Source organism: Sinomicrobium kalidii, from assembly GCF_021183825.1.
Lineage (GTDB): Bacteria > Bacteroidota > Bacteroidia > Flavobacteriales > Flavobacteriaceae > Sinomicrobium > Sinomicrobium kalidii.
Genome location: NZ_CP089211.1, coordinates 5143195 through 5161731 on the forward strand (window position 1 = coordinate 5143195; position 18537 = coordinate 5161731).

Consider the following 18537-nt stretch of genomic DNA (forward strand, 5'->3'; position numbering starts at 1 on the left):
TTTCACAGGAGCGATGATTTGGAAAGCCCGTCCCGGTTAAAAGAGACCGGGACAGGATGGATATACCCCGGTACAAACACAAGAACAGTCCGTACGACAACATGGAAAAAATACACATAAGACAGGCTGAACTGAACGATCTGGATACCCTGCTGGAATTTGAACAGGGGGTTGTTGAGGCCGAACGTCCCTTTGACAATACATTAAAAGATGAGAAGATAAGCTATTACGACCTTGAGGCCTATATCCGTGATAAAGAAACCGAGGTGGTCGTTGCCGAATGTGACAAACGGCTTATCGGCTCCGGATATGCACGTATCCTCAAAGCCAAACCCTTTCTGAAACACAAAAAATATGCTTACCTGGGGTTTATGTATGTAGCCCCCGATTACCGTGGCAGGGGAGTTAACGGGCAAATTATGGATGCCCTTAAACAATGGTGCCGCAAACAGGAGATCACTGAAATACAACTGGATGTTTACAATGATAACAAGGCGGCCATAAAAGCCTATGAAAAATCGGGGTTTGAGCGTTATTTGATAACGATGCGGATGGCGCTGGAACCATAGAAATCAGATATTCAAAAATAAAAGATCGTACAAATAAGAAAGGTTTTCATGGCATTCCGCACAATTATTGTACCTTTACCGGGCGGTAATCGTGCGAATGCCCGAATAAAGTAATTCACAGGCCTTTTACCCGGCATCCGGCCGGTTTTTGTTCTTCGTATTGCTCTCCGGTTATTTTTCTGCGACTTGTCCGCGGCCGTTATACTAGGCGATTATATTTATTCACTTAATAAAAATTCAATTACTGAATGGGAAGATCACAGGAAAGCTACAGCAAAAGGGAACGGGAAAAAAAACGTTTGAAAAAGAAAAAGGAAAAACAACAGAAGAAGGAAGAACGTAAAGCGAGTTCCAAAAGCGGCGACCTGGAAGATATGTTGGTATATGTGGATGAATACGGTCGACTTACGGACACTCCGCCCGACCCTGCAAACAAGGTTGAAGTAGATGCAGAAAGTATAGAGATAGGCGTTCCCAAAAAAACAGAAGAAGATGTCCCGTCCGAACTACAGGGCAAAGTGGCATATTTTAACCATTCCAAGGGATACGGTTTTATCCGGGAACTGGACAGCGGTGAAAAATACTTTGTCCATGTCAATGGCCTTTTGGATGATATAGACGAAAATGACAAGGTTTCGTTCGAGCTCGAAAAAGGGCTGAAAGGAATGAACGCCGTAAATGTCAAAAGAATATAGTTGCCCGTAACGAATTGATTGCTTTCAACAATTTTCGGGACTACTCTTTTCACTTGTACGAACATCACGCACCTGCTGAATACAGATACAAACTACGAATGACCATCGTGAATATACGGTGAATTCCGTACTCCGGTCATTCGCTCTTTGCCGTATTTGGGGGTGCCATTATATTTTGGAATCATGAGCGGCCGGTAGCGTAGTTACAATTCAATGCAGCTAGCGGTATATTCTTACGGACATAAACGGTCTTAGCCTAATCAAAGATGCAACGTTGTGATGTTTGTACAGGTAAAAGGAATAATTTCTTCACCCAAAATGCTTTTTCTTCTGATTAAGGACATCCCGGTTATTTCGGATTTACATAGCATTGACCTTTTTAAAACTTGCCCGGATGCTACATATTATGTAGTTTTGCTACATTAAATGTAGTAACTGCGAATATTATGGCATTTCCAACTCCGGGAAAACCGGTCAGAGGGTCCAGGTCAGGACAACCCATTATGGCTCTTTTCGACCTTTTGGGGCGAAACTGGGCCATGGGTATCATATGGCATTTATCCTCCGGTCCGGGCACATTCCGTCAACTTCAGGATTATTGTGAAAGCATTTCACCAACCACGCTGAACAAAAGGCTCAAGGAACTTAAACGAGCCCGTCTAATAGAGAAAACCCCGGAAGGGTATGCACTGACTGCAGCGGGAAGAGAAGTATTTGAACTGCTATCCCCCCTGGGGGAATGGGCCAAAAGCTGGGCACAACATCTGAAAGAAGCATAATATGGCCACATTACAATATTACAGCCACACCGGCTTTGACCGGGCACCGCATTTGCGGGAAAAACCCGGTAACTCCGCATTGTACAGGACCATTTTTTTATGGCGGGGCAAGTTTTTCTTTACCCGGGAAGGAAGTCCCTATATTTTTACAAAATCACTGAGCATTTCGTTCTCAGAAGAATTGTTTTTTCTCGGCACAGAAGGAGATTTCGAGACTATTTGTATAGACCTTTCCCATATGGAAAGTCCTGAGCTTGATCATCTGGGGGAAGGGGATTTTTATGACCTGCGGCATGCCGTACACAATATAAACCATAAGGAAGCGGCTGTGCTTGCCTATGCCAAGGGAGTGGCCGAGTGGAATGCCAACAATATTTTTTGCGGAGTTTGCGGCAGCCGGACCCGAAGCCTGGAACGGGGACACTGCAGGGCATGTACCAACGAAAGCTGTGCAAGGATCAGCTATCCCAGGATCGACCCCGCAATTATCGTACTGATCGAATACCGCCCGGATAAGGGGGAGCCGCTATGTCTCCTCAACAGGATAAAAACCGAATACGGTTACCGGTGTTCCACATTTGCGGGTTTTGTCGAAATAGGGGAGAGCCTGGAGAATGCGGTGGTCAGGGAAATGAAAGAAGAGGTGGATGTAGATGTCAAGAACATGACCTATATCGCTTCCCAGCCCTGGCCGTTTCCGTCTTCAGTTATGATCGGTTTTACTGCTGAAACGGAATCGGAAGTATTCCGTGTGGACAATAAGGAAATTAAAGACGCCGCATGGTATTCGGCCCGGGAGATAAAGACACTGGTTGCAGCAAATAAGCTGGAACTCTCCCGGAGCGATTCCATTGCCAGGTATCTTATAGAGTCATGGGTTTCCAAAAATCTCAATGATTAATATGATCCGGGATTTTTATATCAATTACCTGCCAAAAGACTGAGGTACAACGATACCCCGGGAAAGTGAAAAATACGTGCCCGACAGGCAGAACATCCCTGAGGGGAGCCTTTTGTCTTATCCGTTATTCATGTTGTTTTAACAAAAAAATAACAACAACCGTTAAAATATCTTTTGCGTTATCCCGACTGCAATAATGTACGCCGGTTACTACGGTGACAAAAACCACGCAAAAAGATATGAAAGCTATGAAAAATACCCCGGTTTTACAGAAAATGAGAGACATTCAATTTCCCGCGGAAACAGCGATGGTAAATCAGGGTACCATTATCATCCCGGATATAAGCGGTTTTACAAAATTCGTAAACGGCACGGATGCTTTTACCGGCAAACACATCACCCGGGCCTTGCTCTCTTCCATAATAGACAGCAACGTCCTAAACCTTAAAATTTCTGAAATAGAAGGTGATGCCGTGCTGTTTTACGGATACGGCGTTCCTCTGGATACCCGGTCCATACTCGCTCAGTATGAAATCATGCTCGGCAGCTTTAACCGTAAACTGGCACAGCTTGAAACCTTCCTGGGCAAAAAGATAAATTTATCCCTGAAACTCATAGCCCATTACGGTCCGGTTACGGAATACAGTATAGGGACGTTCAGGAAACTGTACGGAAAGGCAGTGGTCCAGGCACATCAATTGCTTAAAAACCCCATTAAAAGCAGTACCTACGTATTGCTGACGGACAGCCTTCTGAAAGCGGTCCCCCCGGTCTTTAAAAACTTTAATGCGATCGGGGCATACGGAAAGTCCAGGAACATCAATTATACCTATTATAATTATGAGCCCGAAGTCATCGGTATATGATTATAGTGAATGGTTTTATAATTCCTTGTTAAAACGGGCAATATACAGTAAGAATCCCGGTTGAATATTTTAAAATCCCCCCTGCTTTTCTTATCTTTGGAAGAGCAGGGGGCACTTTTTTAACCGGATGATAACGGTATTCTCTCTTGACTTTCTTTCCCCGCTGCATACAGGAATCGTATAAACCAAATCACATCTTATGTCAGTATTGAATGTAACCCAAAAACTGATTCGCTCACACCTTATCGAGGGTGAACTTGTCCCGGGCAGGGAAATCGGGTTGAAAATAGACCAGGCCCTCATGCAGGACGCTACGGGAACACTGGTACAACTCGAACTTGAGGCCATGAAACTGAAACGGGCCCAAACGGAAGTGGCGGTACAATATGTGGATCACAACCTGTTACAGACAGACTTTAAGAATGCGGATGACCACCTTTTTTTGCATTCCGCTGCACAGAAATTCGGATTGTGGTTTAGCCGTCCCGGGAATGGGGTAAGTCATCCTGTACATATGGAACGTTTCGGTAAACCGGGAAAAACCCTTGTGGGCTCGGATAGCCACACCTGTGCGGCAGGATCGTTGGGCATGCTGGCTATCGGCACGGGTGGGCTCGACGTAGCCGTTGCCATAGCCGGGCAGCCGTATTATGTCAAAATGCCGGAGGTTATGGGAGTTAAACTTACCGGTAAACTCCCGCCCTGGGTAAGTGCCAAAGATGTGATCCTCGAAATGCTACGTCGCCACGACGTAAAAGGGGGCGTGGGCAAGATCATCGAATATTACGGTGAAGGTCTGCAACACCTCAGTGCCATGGACAGGCATGTCATAGCCAATATGGGAGCCGAACTGGGAGCAACGACAACGGTTTTTCCGAGCGACGGGGAGACCAGGCGCTTTCTGAAATCACAGGGCAGGGAAGAAGACTGGACGGAATGGATCGCTGATGAAGGGGCGGAATACGATTTGCACGACGAAATTATACTGGACGATCTGGTGCCGCTTATAGCATTGCCTACCAGCCCCGGTAATGTTGTCCCCGTGAGGGAGGTAGAGGGAAAACCCATCAGCCAGGTCGTTATAGGATCATCTGCCAATCCCGGATTACGGGATTTCTGGATTGCCGGAGCGATCGTAAAAGACCGGTTTACAAGTCCGGAAGTGTCTTTTGACATTAACCCTACATCCCGGCAGATCATTCAGAATATGATAGATAACCGGGCTTTTGCCAACCTGATCAAGGCCGGGGCCCGCTTCCACCAGTCCGGGTGTATGGGGTGTATAGGAATGGGCCAGGCCCCCGCTTCGGGCACCATAAGCCTGAGGACCATGCCCAGAAACTTCCCGGACCGTTCCGGGACCAAAGATGACCAGGTACACCTGTGTAGCCCGGAAACCGCAGCGGCATCTGCACTGACCGGAAAGATCACCGATCCGAGGGATATGGAAAAACTATACGGCATGACGTACCCGGAATACAAAACTCCCGAAAAAGAGATCATCAATACCGATATGCTGGTGGCCCCTCCGGAAAACGGGGAAGATATAATACTTAAAAAGGGCCCGAATATTAAGTCGTTGCCACATATACCGCCCCTGAAGGACAGTTACAAGATCCCGGTGTTGCTGAAAATGGGCGATAATATTTCTACGGATGAAATACTGAAAGCGGGAGCGGAAGTACTGCCCTTCAGGAGCAATCTTCCGGAAATCAGCAAATTTTCCTATACGGTGATCGACGAAACTTTTTACGACCGGGCCATGGAAAGCAGGGATGAATTTGGCGGACATATTGTAGTGGCCGGAAATAATTATGCACAGGGATCCAGCCGGGAACATGCCGCTATTGCCCCGAAATACCTGGGGCAGGTAGCTGTTATTGCAAAGAGCTATGCCCGTATTGCATGGCAAAACCTGGCAAATTTCGGAATATTGCCGCTGGGATTTGTGAATAATGATGACTACGAAAAGATAGAGCAGGAAGATATCGTACGGTTTAAAGACCTCATTGCCAATGTAAAAAACCGGGAAAACATTATGGTGGCTATAGAAAAGAAAAACGGTGAAACCCTAACCATACCTGCCAGTCATTCCCTGAGCGACCGCCAGATAGATGTATTGCTGAAAGGGGGGATTATCAATGATTATAAAGAAAAACTTGCAGGCTGACCGGAAGCCGGTTGGTGCTGAAAGCGGTAAATATGACAATCCGCATGCAGACAGACGCCTTATTGTTTGAATTTTGTAATTATCGGATTGAATTTTACAGGCGCTTCATTTTTTTATCCGTTAAATTTGGTAGGTCGTACAGTAACTCAATACAGCTAAATCACGCATGGCAAAAATAGAGACCATAGAAGATTTTTACAGGAAAAAAAAGAAGCCGCTTCCGGAAAACCTGAATGGCAGTATCGGTCATTTTAACGTTTTCAGGATGGAGGATTTTGCCGTTACCAGGCAAAACACCGTACAGTACAACAGGAGAAACTATTATAAAATAGCTCTGCTGCGCGGGGATCATGTTTATCACTATGCCAGCAAGAGTATTGAAGCTCAGGGTGTAACACTGATGTTCTTCAACCCCAGGGTACCGTATACGTGCGAACAGTTTTCGGAACTCTCTTCAGGCTATTTCTGTATATTCACCGAAGCCTTTATTACCCAGCATTTCAGAACAGATGTGCGGGAATATTCCATGTTCCTTCCCGGAAATAAGCCCAGTTACAGCCTGAATTCCGGTCAGGACAGCTGTTTTAGCGGTATTTTTGAAAAAATGCTTGCTGAAATTGATTCCGATTATACGCACAAATACGATCTCATCCGCCATTACGTTATGGAAATTATCCATAATGCCCTGAAAATGCATCCCACTGAAAAACTGTATCAGAACGTGGATGCCAGTTCCAGGCTTACAGCGGTATTTTCCGAATTACTGGAAAGACAATTCCCCATAGACTCTGTTTCGCAGCGTTTCACCATGCGATCCGCCCGCGATTATGCCGATCAATTATCCGTACATGTAAATCATCTGAACAGGGCCATCAGACAGACCACCGGAAAAACGACCACCACCCACATATTTGAACGACTTACCAGTGAAGCCATGGCACTACTGCGCCACACCGACTGGAATATTGCCGAAATCAGTTATTCCCTCGGATTTGAGGAGCCCGCGCACTTCAACCAGTTTTTTAAAAAACAGACCGGTGAAAAGCCTTCCGCTTTCAGGACCCAGGCAGTTTTTAATGCATAAAATTCCCGGTAATAGCTGCCTCACTTCTTATTTGTTTGAATTTTGCAACTAATTGTTCGGTATCCGTAATAATCCTATAGCAACACCAAACTATCTTTGAACCAAGTATTTACATCAGTATAAACACATTGGGACTTTATCAATTAAATTAATACTATCATGAAAAAAGTTTGGTTAGTTACAGGAGCTTCAAAAGGGCTCGGACTCAAATTGGTTGAAAAATTACTGGCGTCGGGATATCAGGTAGCCGCTACTTCCAGGAAGCTGGACGACCTGCAAAAGGCCGTCGGCGAAAAATCGGAGAATTTTATTCCCCTGGAAACCGATGTGACTGATGAGGCCAGTGTAGAAAAGGCGGTCAGGGAAACAATTGCACACTTCGGTAACATAGATGTCGTTGTAAACAATGCGGGTTACGGATTGGCCGGAGCCCTCGAAGAACTGACGGATGCCGAATCAAGAGAAAATTTTGATGTCAACGTATTCGGCGCCCTGAATGTTATTCGTAAAGTATTACCCCATATGAGGGAGCAGGGCTCCGGGCGTATTTTTAATGTGGCTTCCATTGCAGGTTTTATCGGTTCTTTCCCCGGATTCGGGATTTATTGTGCCACAAAATTTGCCATGCACGGCTTTTCGGAATCCCTGGCCGCCGAAGTGGAACCTTTCGGGATAAAAGTGACCATTGTGTCTCCGGGATATTTCAGGACCGGTTTTCTAAGCAGCGCTTCGCTTAAAGTACCGAAGCACGAAATCGGTGCGTACGAAAATGTAAGGCAAGTGCAGAAAGTCCATGAAAACGAATATAACGGGAATCAACCGGGAGATCCTGAAAAAGCGGCAACGGCGTTTATTAAAATTGCCGAACAACAAAACCCTCCGCTTCACTTATTCCTCGGGCAGGATGCCTACGACCTGGCGGAAAGCAAAATAAAAGCCGTACAAAAAGACCTGGATACGGAAAAAGAACTGGCCACGGCTACCGCATTTGTAACTGCCTGATCCTGTCAGTTACCCGTGAAAAAGAAAAAAATGAACCGGAAAAGGATGAATGGCCATGTGCCCTCATCCTTTTCTTTTAACCGGGAAGGTCCTTTTGCTGGAGTTCACTGATAACCCTGTTCAGGCTTCGCTGTGTAATTCCGAGATAGTTGGCAATATCCCTTTTGGAAATAACCCCGGTAAGCCGGGGAAACTGTGCCTTTAACCGGAGAAAATTATCTTCAATAGCATGCGACTGATGGTATGAATGACGCAATCCCGTGTATCGTATTTTAGTGGCCAGTGCCTTTAATATAAGCGTATTGAACTTTTTGTCATTTTGGAGCAACAGGTTGAACTGTTCCCTGGGAATCCTGTAAATATCCGTACCGGTGATGGCTTCTACCGCACAAAAACTCAGCGTACCGTTCAGCACTTCAATTTCTCCGAAAATTTCGCCTTCACCAAAAAACTCCTGGATAAAATCCTTGCCGTTATCTTCCGTCAGATAACATTTTACGATCCCTTTTTTAACGATATGGACAGAAAGCACCCGTTTTTCCTGTCCTATAACCTGTTCCCCGGGATCGTATTTTTCCGCAATAATGCAATCTTCCCGCCTTGAGCGAAGTTCGGTGATATACTGAAGTAATTCCTTGTTAATCCGTATCATTTTGTCGTGTCGGGACAAATGTCCTTTTTTGTACTCAAAAGTAGTTTTTCCTTTGCAGGAACTAATTTATCCTCAAAAGTAATTAAAAACAGCAACGAAATGCAATCGGAAAGATTATTCAAACAAATAGAATTTATCCGCGAAATAGACAAGCTGAAATATATACGGCGCAAGACCAAACTGTTTAACAGCGACAGGAACGAAAATGATGCGGAACACAGCTGGCATCTCGCCTTAATGGCTATGGTGCTGGCCGAACATGCAGACGATTCCGTAGACCTCTTAAAGGTACTGAAAATGGTATTGATACATGATATTGTGGAAATAGATACCGGGGACATCTTCCTGCATGATACCACAAGGAATCACACCAATACCGAAGAAGAACTGGCAGCAGCGAAGCGGATATTCGGGTTATTGCCGGATAATCTGGCCCGGGAACTCACTGAAACATGGATGGAATTCGAAGCCGGGGAAACGCCCGAAGCAAAGTTTGCCAAAACCCTGGACAGACTGGAACCCTTATTGCAAAATATGTCCAATAACGGGGGCACCTGGGCTGAATTTGATATCACACACGGCAAGGTCATGGAAAAAGCGAAGATAATTAAATACAGTTCAGCGGTAATATGGCAGTATACGGAGACCCGGATTCGGGAGAGTGTAGCTAAAGGAATATTAAAAGCATAGCGGACTTATTATGCCGATATTTACGTTCAGCAGTCCTGTGTATAACCTTCGTTTCGGTCTGGTTTGCCTCAGTTCGCTGCTGTTTTCCTCCAGTTACAATATGCTTATCCCCGAACTCCCGGCATACCTGAGCGGATTGGGAGGTGCGGAATACAAAGGGCTGATCATTTCCCTTTTCACCCTCACTGCCGGATTGTCCCGTCCTTTCAGCGGTAAACTTACAGATACCATCGGCCGTATTCCCGTAATGATCACGGGTGGTGTCGTTTGTCTTTTATGCGGATTGTTTTATCCGGTCCTGGGAAGTGTTGCAGGCTTTCTGTTCCTAAGGCTGGTACACGGGTTTTCCACCGGGTTTACCCCCACGGCAACAGCCGCTTATGTAGCAGATATCATTCCGAAGAAAAGATGGGGAGAGGCCCTCGGGCTGCAAGGCCTTTGTTACAGCCTGGGCTTTGCTCTGGGACCGGCAATAGGCGGGCTCGTTAAACTGCATTACTCTTTTGACATCCTTTTTTACACCTCCTCGCTTGTTGCACTGCTATCCATCGTTATCCTGGCCAATATGAAGGAAACGCTTGTTGAAAAACAAAATTTCAGCCCGGGTATCCTCCGCATTTCAAGGAAGGATATCATAGCTCCCGAAGTATTGCCCCCGGCCATTGTAACTTTTATGTCCTATATAGCTTTTGGTATCATTCTGACCTTGATCCCTGACTGGAGCGAACATCTTGGCCTTTCCAATAAAGGCGCATTTTTTATAGCATTTACCATAGCTTCCCTGACCGTCCGCGTAATTGCCGGGAAAATTTCCGATAAATTCGGTCGCGTTCCTGTTGTATACGCCGGGTTGTTTATCCTGTTTATTGCCCTTATGCTTATCGGTAGCCTGGATTCATTTTCAGGGTTGATGACCGGCGCTGCGGTATATGGCATGGCCATGGGCATGTTGCCCCCCGCTTTAAACGCCTGGACCGTAGACAGGAGTATTGAAGGGCAACGGGGCAAGGCCCTGGCCACGAGATACATCGCACTGGAAGCCGGGATCGGGCTCGGGGCCTTTTTCTCCGGTTGGTATTACGCAGATATGATAAACAGGATCCCGGTAATAATGTACGCCGCTGCCGCAATTACTCTCATAGCCCTGGGGTATATGTGGCACCTGGGATATCATCATAAAACAGCAAGAAATCATCGGTAATAAACTACTTACATCCAAAGTACAAATAAATCGTCTGTAAAACTTTACCAAACAAATAGTTTACAATAAATTTGACATACAGTTTGCGAATGATTTGAAAAAAGAGAAGAAAAGAAAATCGAGGTTTTTCAGGAGAGCGGCAAGGGTACTGCTCGGTTTGTTTGTGTTTATAATTCTCCTGCTTCTCTTTGTACGAAGTCGCTGGGGACAGGATATTATTGTTAGCAGGGTCACCTCCTATATTTCGGGAAAGACCAATACCAAAGTAGAGATCGAACGTCTTTTTATCACTTTTTCGGGAAGTGTTGCCCTGAAAGGACTGTATCTTGAGGACAGGGAAGGCGATACCCTGGTCTATTCCCGGAGCCTCGAAGCAAATGTTCCCCTGGGTCCGCTGCTTTTCAGGAATGATATTGTCGTAAACCGTATGGACTGGTCCGGCCTCAGGGCCAGGATATCCCGGAAAGATTCCGTACAGGGGTTTAATTTTCAGTTTCTGACGGATGCTTTTGCCGCCGAAGACACCACAGCATCGGAAACACCGGATACCACGGCCACCATGCCCGGCATACACCTGAACAATATCCGCTTTTCAGATTTCGATCTGACCTATAGAGATGATGTAAGTGGTATGGACACCCGGCTGAAACTGGGCGAGCTGTTCCTGAGGATGAAAGAGACCGACCTGGAAAAAATGCGGTTCCATATCGCAGACGCTGCCATCCGGAATACAGAAGCCCGCTATTTACAGACCCTGCCCTTCAGGGAAAGTGATACTCCCGATGAAGAAGAGGAGGGAACCGCCTTACCCTATATTGCCGTTGATAATTTTGAAATCGAATCCCTGACAGCAGATTACCGATCCATCCCCGACGGTCTTCTTGCCAGGGCTACCCTCGGAAGTTTTAACCTGAAACTCCCCGAAGCGGATCTGGGCAAAAACGCTATTGATCTGGATTACATAAGTCTTGAAAATTCGGATTTGAAAGTTGAGATTAACACTAAAGATAATAAACGAAAAGATACATTAAATCAATATATTAAAGAAAAAGAAAACAGCACTCCGTTTGAATGGCCGGACTGGAAGGTCTTCCTTGGTGAAATTGAATTCGAAAATAATGCTATCCGTTATTCGGTGAACGGAGCCACACCACAAACCGGTAGCTTTAATGCCGATGCCATAGCCCTGGATGAACTCTGTTTAAACAGTAAAAATGTTTTTCTGCGGGACAGGTCTGCCGGACTGCAACTGGAAGCTTTTCGTTTCCGGGAAGCCTCCGGTCTTAACCTGAAGGAATTTTCTCTTGAAGCCAAAGCAAACGATAAAAGCATTGTAGTTACTGACCTTCGGTTACTCCTGAACGAAAATCGTATCCGCGGAAATGCTACGGTAAATTATGCAACAATAGATCAACTTATTGAACATCCCGAAAAGACAGGGGTAACGATAACCCTCCCGGATTTTATTCTTGATACGAGGGACATTCTTTATTTTCAGCCGGATCTGAAGGATAACGAATATATGGTAACCCTGGGGAAAAACAAGGTTACAGGAAATATAAAGGTTAACGGTACACTGGCTTCACTGGACATACCCGGCACCGATATCGAATGGGGGAACAATACCGGTATTCACCTGAAGGGCACCCTGGACAACGTGACGGAACAGGACAGTTTGCGTTTTTCCCTTCCGGAAATTGCTTTTTCCACGGTCCGGGACGATATCCTCACCTTTATCAGTGAAGAAGAACTCGGGCTTGCATTCCCGGACACCCTGGCACTGGCCGGGAATGCGAAAGGAGATCTCAGCAATATCGGAACAACGCTGGATTTATTAACTACCGACGGAGAAATACACCTTACCGGAAACTATGCGAACGCGGGAGAAAAAGCTTTTGATGCGGAGTTGGAAGTAAAGGAACTCCGGCTGGATAAATTATTGCAAAACCCGCAATTAGGACCTTTGAGCATGGCATTAAAAAGCTCGGGGAAGCTCCGCGATAGCTATACCATGGACGCAAGGCTGGAAGCTAATGTTTCCAGGTTTGCAATGCAAAATTACACCGTGGAAAACCTTCCGCTTCATGGAGATATCACCAACGGAAAAGGCACCGTAACTTCAGCATATAAAGACAAAAACGCAGATATTGTACTGGAATCGTTCATAACACTGGATTCCGTTTCACCGGGAATAGTGGCCGACCTGAATGTAAAAGGCGCAGACCTGCAGGCACTCGGTCTCATGCAACAACCTGTAACCGGTGCAGTAAAATTGCATGCGGATTTTAAGGGGAATGCCGAAAGCTTTACTTTAAGTACCGATGTTACCGACGGTGTAGCTGTGTACGATCAAAATTCATATCCCCTGGGCGACCTGACCCTGAAAGCCTTTGCAGATCCCGATACCACATCGGTGGAAATAAAAAACAAGATGCTCGATCTCGAATTGCATTCCAATACAGGGCCGGAAGGTCTGGGGAAGGCATTGCAAAGGCATTTTCGCTCCGTTCTTGTCAATGATGCAGATACGACATCCCTTTCAAAAGATTCCATACCGTCGCATGCCCGGTTAAAACTGAAGGCAAGGATGAACAGTGCACCTATATTAAGCGATGTGTTTTTTACCGGGCTTAAAGAACTGGACACAGTGAAAATACAGGCCGATTTCCGGGAAGCGGATCGGTATTTTGTAGCCGATGTACAATTGCCCCATGTAAATTACGGCGGTAATGAAGTGAATAGCCTGTTGCTTCGGGTAGATTCGGGGAACGGGCAGCTTACCGGGCACTTTGGTTTTAAGGAGTTGACCGCCGGGCCCGTGGCCATTCAGAATACGGCACTGGACGGTCGTGTTTCCGGGAAAAAACTGTTTCTCGGTTTCACCGCTTTTCATAACGAAGAAAAACTGGTGGGGATACAGACGGAAATATCCGGAACGAAGGACACTCTGGAAATCCGCATTAATCCCGAACAACTCATTCTGAACAAAAGACCATGGACTGTACCGGCATCCAACGAGGTACTGGTCTATCCCGATAATCTTCAATTCCGTGATTTCCGCATGGAAAGAAACGGGCAGCAACTCGAGATCCGGAGCAAGCAAGCGGAATCGGAAACCGATAAAGATGAGATTGCCGTACAGTTCAGTAATTTCAGGCTGGCTTCCTTTCTGAGTTACCTGAACCCGGATGAACCCCTTGCAGATGGCACCCTCAATGGAAGCCTTATCGCCGAAGACCCTTTTGGGATACCAGGCTTTCTGGCCGACCTGAAAATGGAGAAGCTCGAGGTTATGAAAGCCCCTCTGGGAACACTTTCTGTGAATGCCGAATCCCCCGGAGGGGAAAATTACGATTTCAACCTGGCGCTGAAAGGCGGGGACATCAACCTGGACATGTCCGGCGGTTACCAGGCCGATGAGACGGGCCGTTTGCAACTGGACATGAACCTCTCGGAACTGAAAACCAGTTTTGCAGAAGCACTTTCCGATGGGAAACTTACCGACTCCGGAGGATATCTCTCCGGCAGGATGAATGTAAGCGGAACTACCGCAGACCCGGTATATGAAGGGGATTTTAAGTTTAACGATGTACGGTTCAGGGTAGCTATGCTTAACACGCTGTTCCGCCTTCCCGGCGAAACGCTTAAAATAGACAACAGCGGACTTTACCTTGACGATTTTACCATTGCAGATGAAAATGACAATACATTTACCGCAGACGGCAGGGTATTGACGAAAAACATGTTTAATCCTGCATTTGACCTCAGTTTAAAAGCAAAAAATTTCAGGGCGCTTCATTCCACCAGGGACGATAATGATCTCTTTTACGGAAAGGCTTTTTTTGATGTGGATGCGGCTATAACGGGAGATCTGAGCATGCCCAGAATAGACATGAAACTTCATATAGGTCCGGAAACCGATGTTACCTATATCATGCCCGAATCCGAACTGGATATCGTGGAAAGGGATGGGGTGGTCATCTTTGTGAACCGCGAAGACCCCGACGACATTCTTACCAAAACCCGGGAAGAATCTGTTACTGTTTCCGGTTTTGAAATGAATTCGGTAATAACGCTGGACAGAAATGCGGTTTTCAATGTCATTATCAATGAACAGACGAACGACAATCTCCAGGTGTCCGGAGAGGCCGACCTGAGTTTCAATATATTTCCCAACGGCAGGACAACCTTGTCCGGAAAGTATATTCTGCGTGAAGGACATTACGAACTGAATCTTTACAACATGGTAAAACGCAGGTTTGAATTTTCCGAAGGAAGCAGCATTACCTGGACCGGGGACCCGATGGATGCCGAAATGGACCTAAAAGCGACATATGAAGTGAAAGCGGCGGCTTCTCCGTTAATGGCAGCACGGATATCCGGTACGAATGCTTCCGTAAGTAGCAAATTCAGGCAACAACTGCCGTTTTTGGTCTACCTGAATATCAAGGGCGAACTGATGCAGCCGCAACTCAGTTTTAACCTCGATATGCCGGAAGATCATCAGGGAGCCGTGGGCGGACAGGTATACAGCACGGTCCGGCAACTCAATCAACAGGAGGAAGAGCTCAACAAACAGGTCTTTTCCCTGCTGGTATTTAACCGGTTTTTCCCCGAATCCGGCAGCGACGGAAGCGGTGGTGGGGCAGCAGCTATTGCAAGGGACAACCTCAATCAGGCGCTCTCAGGGCAGTTAAATGCACTTTCCGATAAATTACTGGGAGAATCGGGCGTAGAACTCGATTTCGGACTGGACAGCTACACCGATTACCAGGGCAGCAGTCCGCAGGAAAGGACACAACTGGACATTACCGCCAGGAAAAAATTATTTGACGATCGTGTTATTGTCAGTGTGGGAAGCGAGGTGGACATCCAGGGGAGCAACCAGGAACCCGGACAGGAAAACCCGCTCATAGGCAACGTAAGCCTGGAATACCTCCTGACGGAAGATGGCAGGTACCGCCTGAAAGGCTTCCGGAAAAACGAATATGAAAATATCATAGACGGGCAGCTTATCGTTAGCGGAATTGCCCTGATATTTACCCGTGAGTTCAACAAATACAAGGAACTGTTTGAAAAGGCGGTCCGGGAAGAGGAAGAGAATGAAAAGAATGGTGACAAAAAAATGTAAGATATTAGATTTCGGATACCAGACGTAAGATATACAGGATGTATGACATAGGATTAACTTAGACAGTCTCTTAAATGAGCCCTCTCAGAACTGGACTCACTAAGGGAGGCCTAAACACCGCACTTGTTCCGGGATTTATGATTAGTTAGCTTTAAATACCTCATGTACCAAATTATCAGAATGCCCCGGGGTACTATCTGGTCTTACATCCTAAGTCTTTAAGTCTTAAATCTGATATCTAAAATCGCATGTCTAAATACAATGAATATAAAAAAGATTAGAAGGAGCATAAAGAAAAACGTGTCACTGCGAGAGAAGCGTGGCAGTCTCCCGGCGGATATGCGCTTGCCCCGTGAGATTACCACACCCTGCTTATGGCAGGGTTCGCAAAGACGCTTTTTGATTGAGGTTTCGGAAAACACCAAAATCAGCGGCAATACGTCATTGACAGTAAAGCGTAGCAGCCTCTTTGCGAGGCAAAGACAGAAAGAAGCCATTTGTCTTTTTAAAAGAAGACTTCTCACAGGACTGTGTGTATTGCTGTTTTCTTCCTGTAGCGTAAAGAAATTCCTCCCGGAAGAAGAATTGCTGTATACCGGGGCCGAAATAGAAGTGAATGTGCCCGATTCTACGGACAACAAAATCGACGATGCAGGAGATATCAAAACCCAGCTGGAAAGCGTGTTGCGACCAAAACCGAACAGCAAAACACTGGGCATGCGCTGGGGGCTCATGGCCCATTACAAATCACAACGGGAAAAACCGGGTTTCATCAACAGGTTCCTGAATAAAAAAATAGGCGAAAAGCCGGTGTACGCATCGCATGTAGAAACTTCACGAACCGAAGACATCATACGCAACCGCCTGGAAAACAGGGGGTTCTTTTACAGCGATGTAACTTCCAGGCTTGAAGAGAACGAGAAGAAAAAGGAAGCCAGGGCATTCTATTCCGTAAAACTTGCCGAACCGTACCGGCTGGGAAAATATATTGTGGATGAGGATACGGTTCCCGTGGTCAGGGAGATCGAAAAGAATATCAGGAAATGGATCATAAAACCCGGAATGCGGTTTGACCTGAGTGCACTGAAATCGGAAAGGGAACGACTGGACAAAGCGGTAAAAGCAAAGGGGTACTATAATTTTAACCCCGATTTCCTGATCTTCGAAGCAGACACCAATCAATATAAGAACAAGAAATTCGACCTGTTCCTCCGGCTTAAAAAGGATGTTCCCCCTAAATCCACCATACCGTATCATATCAAAAAGGTGATGGTTTTTCCGAATTATGTCGTGGAAAGCGATACGGTGTCACAGGATACTGTAAGGCTCGAAAACAAGTATTTTGTACAGGGAGAGGAATTTTTTAAACCCCGGCGCCTCGACCCTTTTATTCTTATAGAGGAAGGACAGCCCTACAATCCGGATATATCGAGAAATACCAGCAGAAGGCTCAGCTCTATCGGGGCCTATAAGTTTGTGAATATCCGTTATGACGAGATCGATTCACTTGCTACGGACAGCACAGGGGCCCTTGCTGCCAGCATTTATCTGTCACCCATGAATAAAAGATCACTCCGGGCCGAATTGCAGGGGGTGACCAAGTCCAACAATTTTATGGGTCCCAACCTGGCTTTTACCGTGACCAACAGAAATCTTTTTAAAGGCGGCGAACTCATCAATATTACGGCAACCGCCGGATATGAAATGCAGGTAGCCGGAGGGGACAACGCAGGGCTGAACAGCCTGCAACTTGGCCTAAAAACCGACCTTATCTTTCCGAGGATGCTGTTTCCGGTAAACATCCGGGAAAACTGGTTTAAATATGCCATTCCGAAAACAAAGATTAGCCTGGGGATTGACTACCTGAGACGAAGTGACCTTTACAGCCTGTCTTCCGTATCCTCGACTTTCGGGTATATCTGGGATGCCAACCGCTATATTACCCATGAATTCAACCCTGTATCCCTGAACTATGTGAATCTTGGTAATACCACCCCGGAATTTGAAGAAATACTGGATCAAAATCCTTTTTTACGGAACAGCTTTAATCAGCAATTTATCGCGGGGCTCACTTATTCTTTTACCTATAACGGCATGGTTGACGTTTATGACAAACACCAGTTTTTCCTGAATTCCACGGTAGATATTGCCGGTAATACAATAGACCTCTTTAGCGGAAGTGATAATGAACGCCCCCGTACTTTTCTGGGGCTGGAATACTCCCAATATGCCAAAGCGGATGTTGATATCCACTATCACTATCGTATCAGCAGGGACCAGATGATAGCGACCCGTTTTTACGCCGGGATTGGCGTACCTTATGGCAACTCGGACATCATGCCATACAGCAAGCTGTTTTTTTCCGGGGGGCCATACAGTGTCCGTGCTTTCCGGATCAGGTCATTGGGGCCGGGAACCTATAACCCGGAAAACGATGATAACGATCAGACGACTACTTTTTTCGACCAGACAGGGAACCTGAGACTGGAATTTAATGCGGAATACCGTTTTCCTCTTTTTTCGTATCTCAAAGGCGCCCTGTTTGCCGATGCCGGGAATGTGTGGAATACTTCTGGGAACAATACACTTGAAGGCGGAAAGTTCAGCGGCAATTTCATGAAAGAGCTCGGCGTAGGAGCAGGAGTAGGGCTGCGGGTAGACATACAGAGTTTTGTGATCCGCCTGGACCTTGCGGCTCCGCTCAGCAAGCCCTGGCTGCCGGAAGGGGAACGATGGGAGTTCGATTACAAAAACCCCGTCCTCAATTTTGCGATAGGATATCCTTTTTAGGTTGTTT

The 18537-nt window shown here is 46.2% G+C and carries 13 protein-coding genes; 12 read left to right on the forward strand and 1 reads right to left on the reverse strand.

Annotated features, from left to right (window positions below; all coding sequences use genetic code 11):
* Positions 1–56 precede the first annotated feature (56 nt).
* The 8 genes from LS482_RS20745 to LS482_RS20780 all read left to right on the forward strand — a co-directional run bounded on the left by LS482_RS20745 (position 57) and on the right by LS482_RS20780 (position 8066).
* Positions 57–569, forward strand: a complete 513-nt coding sequence (locus LS482_RS20745) for a GNAT family N-acetyltransferase (protein ID WP_233029509.1) — start codon at positions 57–59, stop codon at positions 567–569.
* 248 nt (positions 570–817) lie between these two features.
* Complete coding sequence (locus LS482_RS20750) at positions 818–1264, forward strand: cold-shock protein (RefSeq protein ID WP_233029510.1); 447 nt, start codon at positions 818–820, stop codon at positions 1262–1264.
* Between the two features lie 446 nt (positions 1265–1710).
* Entirely contained in the window at positions 1711–2043 is a 333-nt protein-coding gene (locus tag LS482_RS20755) for a winged helix-turn-helix transcriptional regulator (protein WP_233029511.1), read from the forward strand.
* A gap of 1 nt (position 2044) precedes the next feature.
* On the forward strand, positions 2045–2944 hold the full coding sequence (gene nudC / locus LS482_RS20760) for an NAD(+) diphosphatase (RefSeq protein WP_233029512.1): 900 nt from the start codon (positions 2045–2047) through the stop codon (positions 2942–2944).
* Between the two features lie 239 nt (positions 2945–3183).
* Positions 3184–3810 carry a DUF2652 domain-containing protein gene (locus LS482_RS20765; RefSeq protein ID WP_233029513.1) on the forward strand — a complete coding sequence of 209 codons (627 nt, stop codon included), beginning with the start codon at positions 3184–3186 and terminating at the stop codon, positions 3808–3810.
* A 199-nt stretch (positions 3811–4009) separates the two neighbouring features.
* On the forward strand, positions 4010–5980 hold the full coding sequence (locus tag LS482_RS20770; RefSeq protein WP_233029514.1) for an aconitate hydratase: 1971 nt from the start codon (positions 4010–4012) through the stop codon (positions 5978–5980).
* Between the two features lie 166 nt (positions 5981–6146).
* On the forward strand, positions 6147–7064 hold the full coding sequence (locus LS482_RS20775) for a helix-turn-helix domain-containing protein (RefSeq protein WP_233029515.1): 918 nt from the start codon (positions 6147–6149) through the stop codon (positions 7062–7064).
* Between the two features lie 159 nt (positions 7065–7223).
* Entirely contained in the window at positions 7224–8066 is an 843-nt protein-coding gene (locus LS482_RS20780) for an SDR family oxidoreductase (RefSeq protein ID WP_233029516.1), read from the forward strand.
* A gap of 76 nt (positions 8067–8142) precedes the next feature.
* Here the strand turns inward: LS482_RS20780 and LS482_RS20785 are convergent, their stop codons facing one another.
* Positions 8143–8718 carry a Crp/Fnr family transcriptional regulator gene (locus LS482_RS20785; protein ID WP_233029517.1) on the reverse strand — a complete coding sequence of 192 codons (576 nt, stop codon included), beginning with the start codon at positions 8716–8718 and terminating at the stop codon, positions 8143–8145.
* A 99-nt stretch (positions 8719–8817) separates the two neighbouring features.
* On the opposite strand from LS482_RS20785, the gene LS482_RS20790 reads away from it, so the two are divergent.
* From LS482_RS20790 to tamL, 4 genes are all read left to right on the forward strand, one after another.
* Entirely contained in the window at positions 8818–9408 is a 591-nt protein-coding gene (locus tag LS482_RS20790) for an HD domain-containing protein (RefSeq protein ID WP_233029518.1), read from the forward strand.
* A gap of 10 nt (positions 9409–9418) precedes the next feature.
* Complete coding sequence (locus LS482_RS20795) at positions 9419–10609, forward strand: MFS transporter (protein WP_233029519.1); 1191 nt, start codon at positions 9419–9421, stop codon at positions 10607–10609.
* 94 nt (positions 10610–10703) lie between these two features.
* Positions 10704–15740 carry a translocation/assembly module TamB domain-containing protein gene (locus LS482_RS20800; RefSeq protein ID WP_233029520.1) on the forward strand — a complete coding sequence of 1679 codons (5037 nt, stop codon included), beginning with the start codon at positions 10704–10706 and terminating at the stop codon, positions 15738–15740.
* A 300-nt stretch (positions 15741–16040) separates the two neighbouring features.
* Complete coding sequence (gene tamL / locus LS482_RS20805) at positions 16041–18530, forward strand: translocation and assembly module lipoprotein TamL (protein WP_233029521.1); 2490 nt, start codon at positions 16041–16043, stop codon at positions 18528–18530.
* Positions 18531–18537 lie beyond the last annotated feature (7 nt).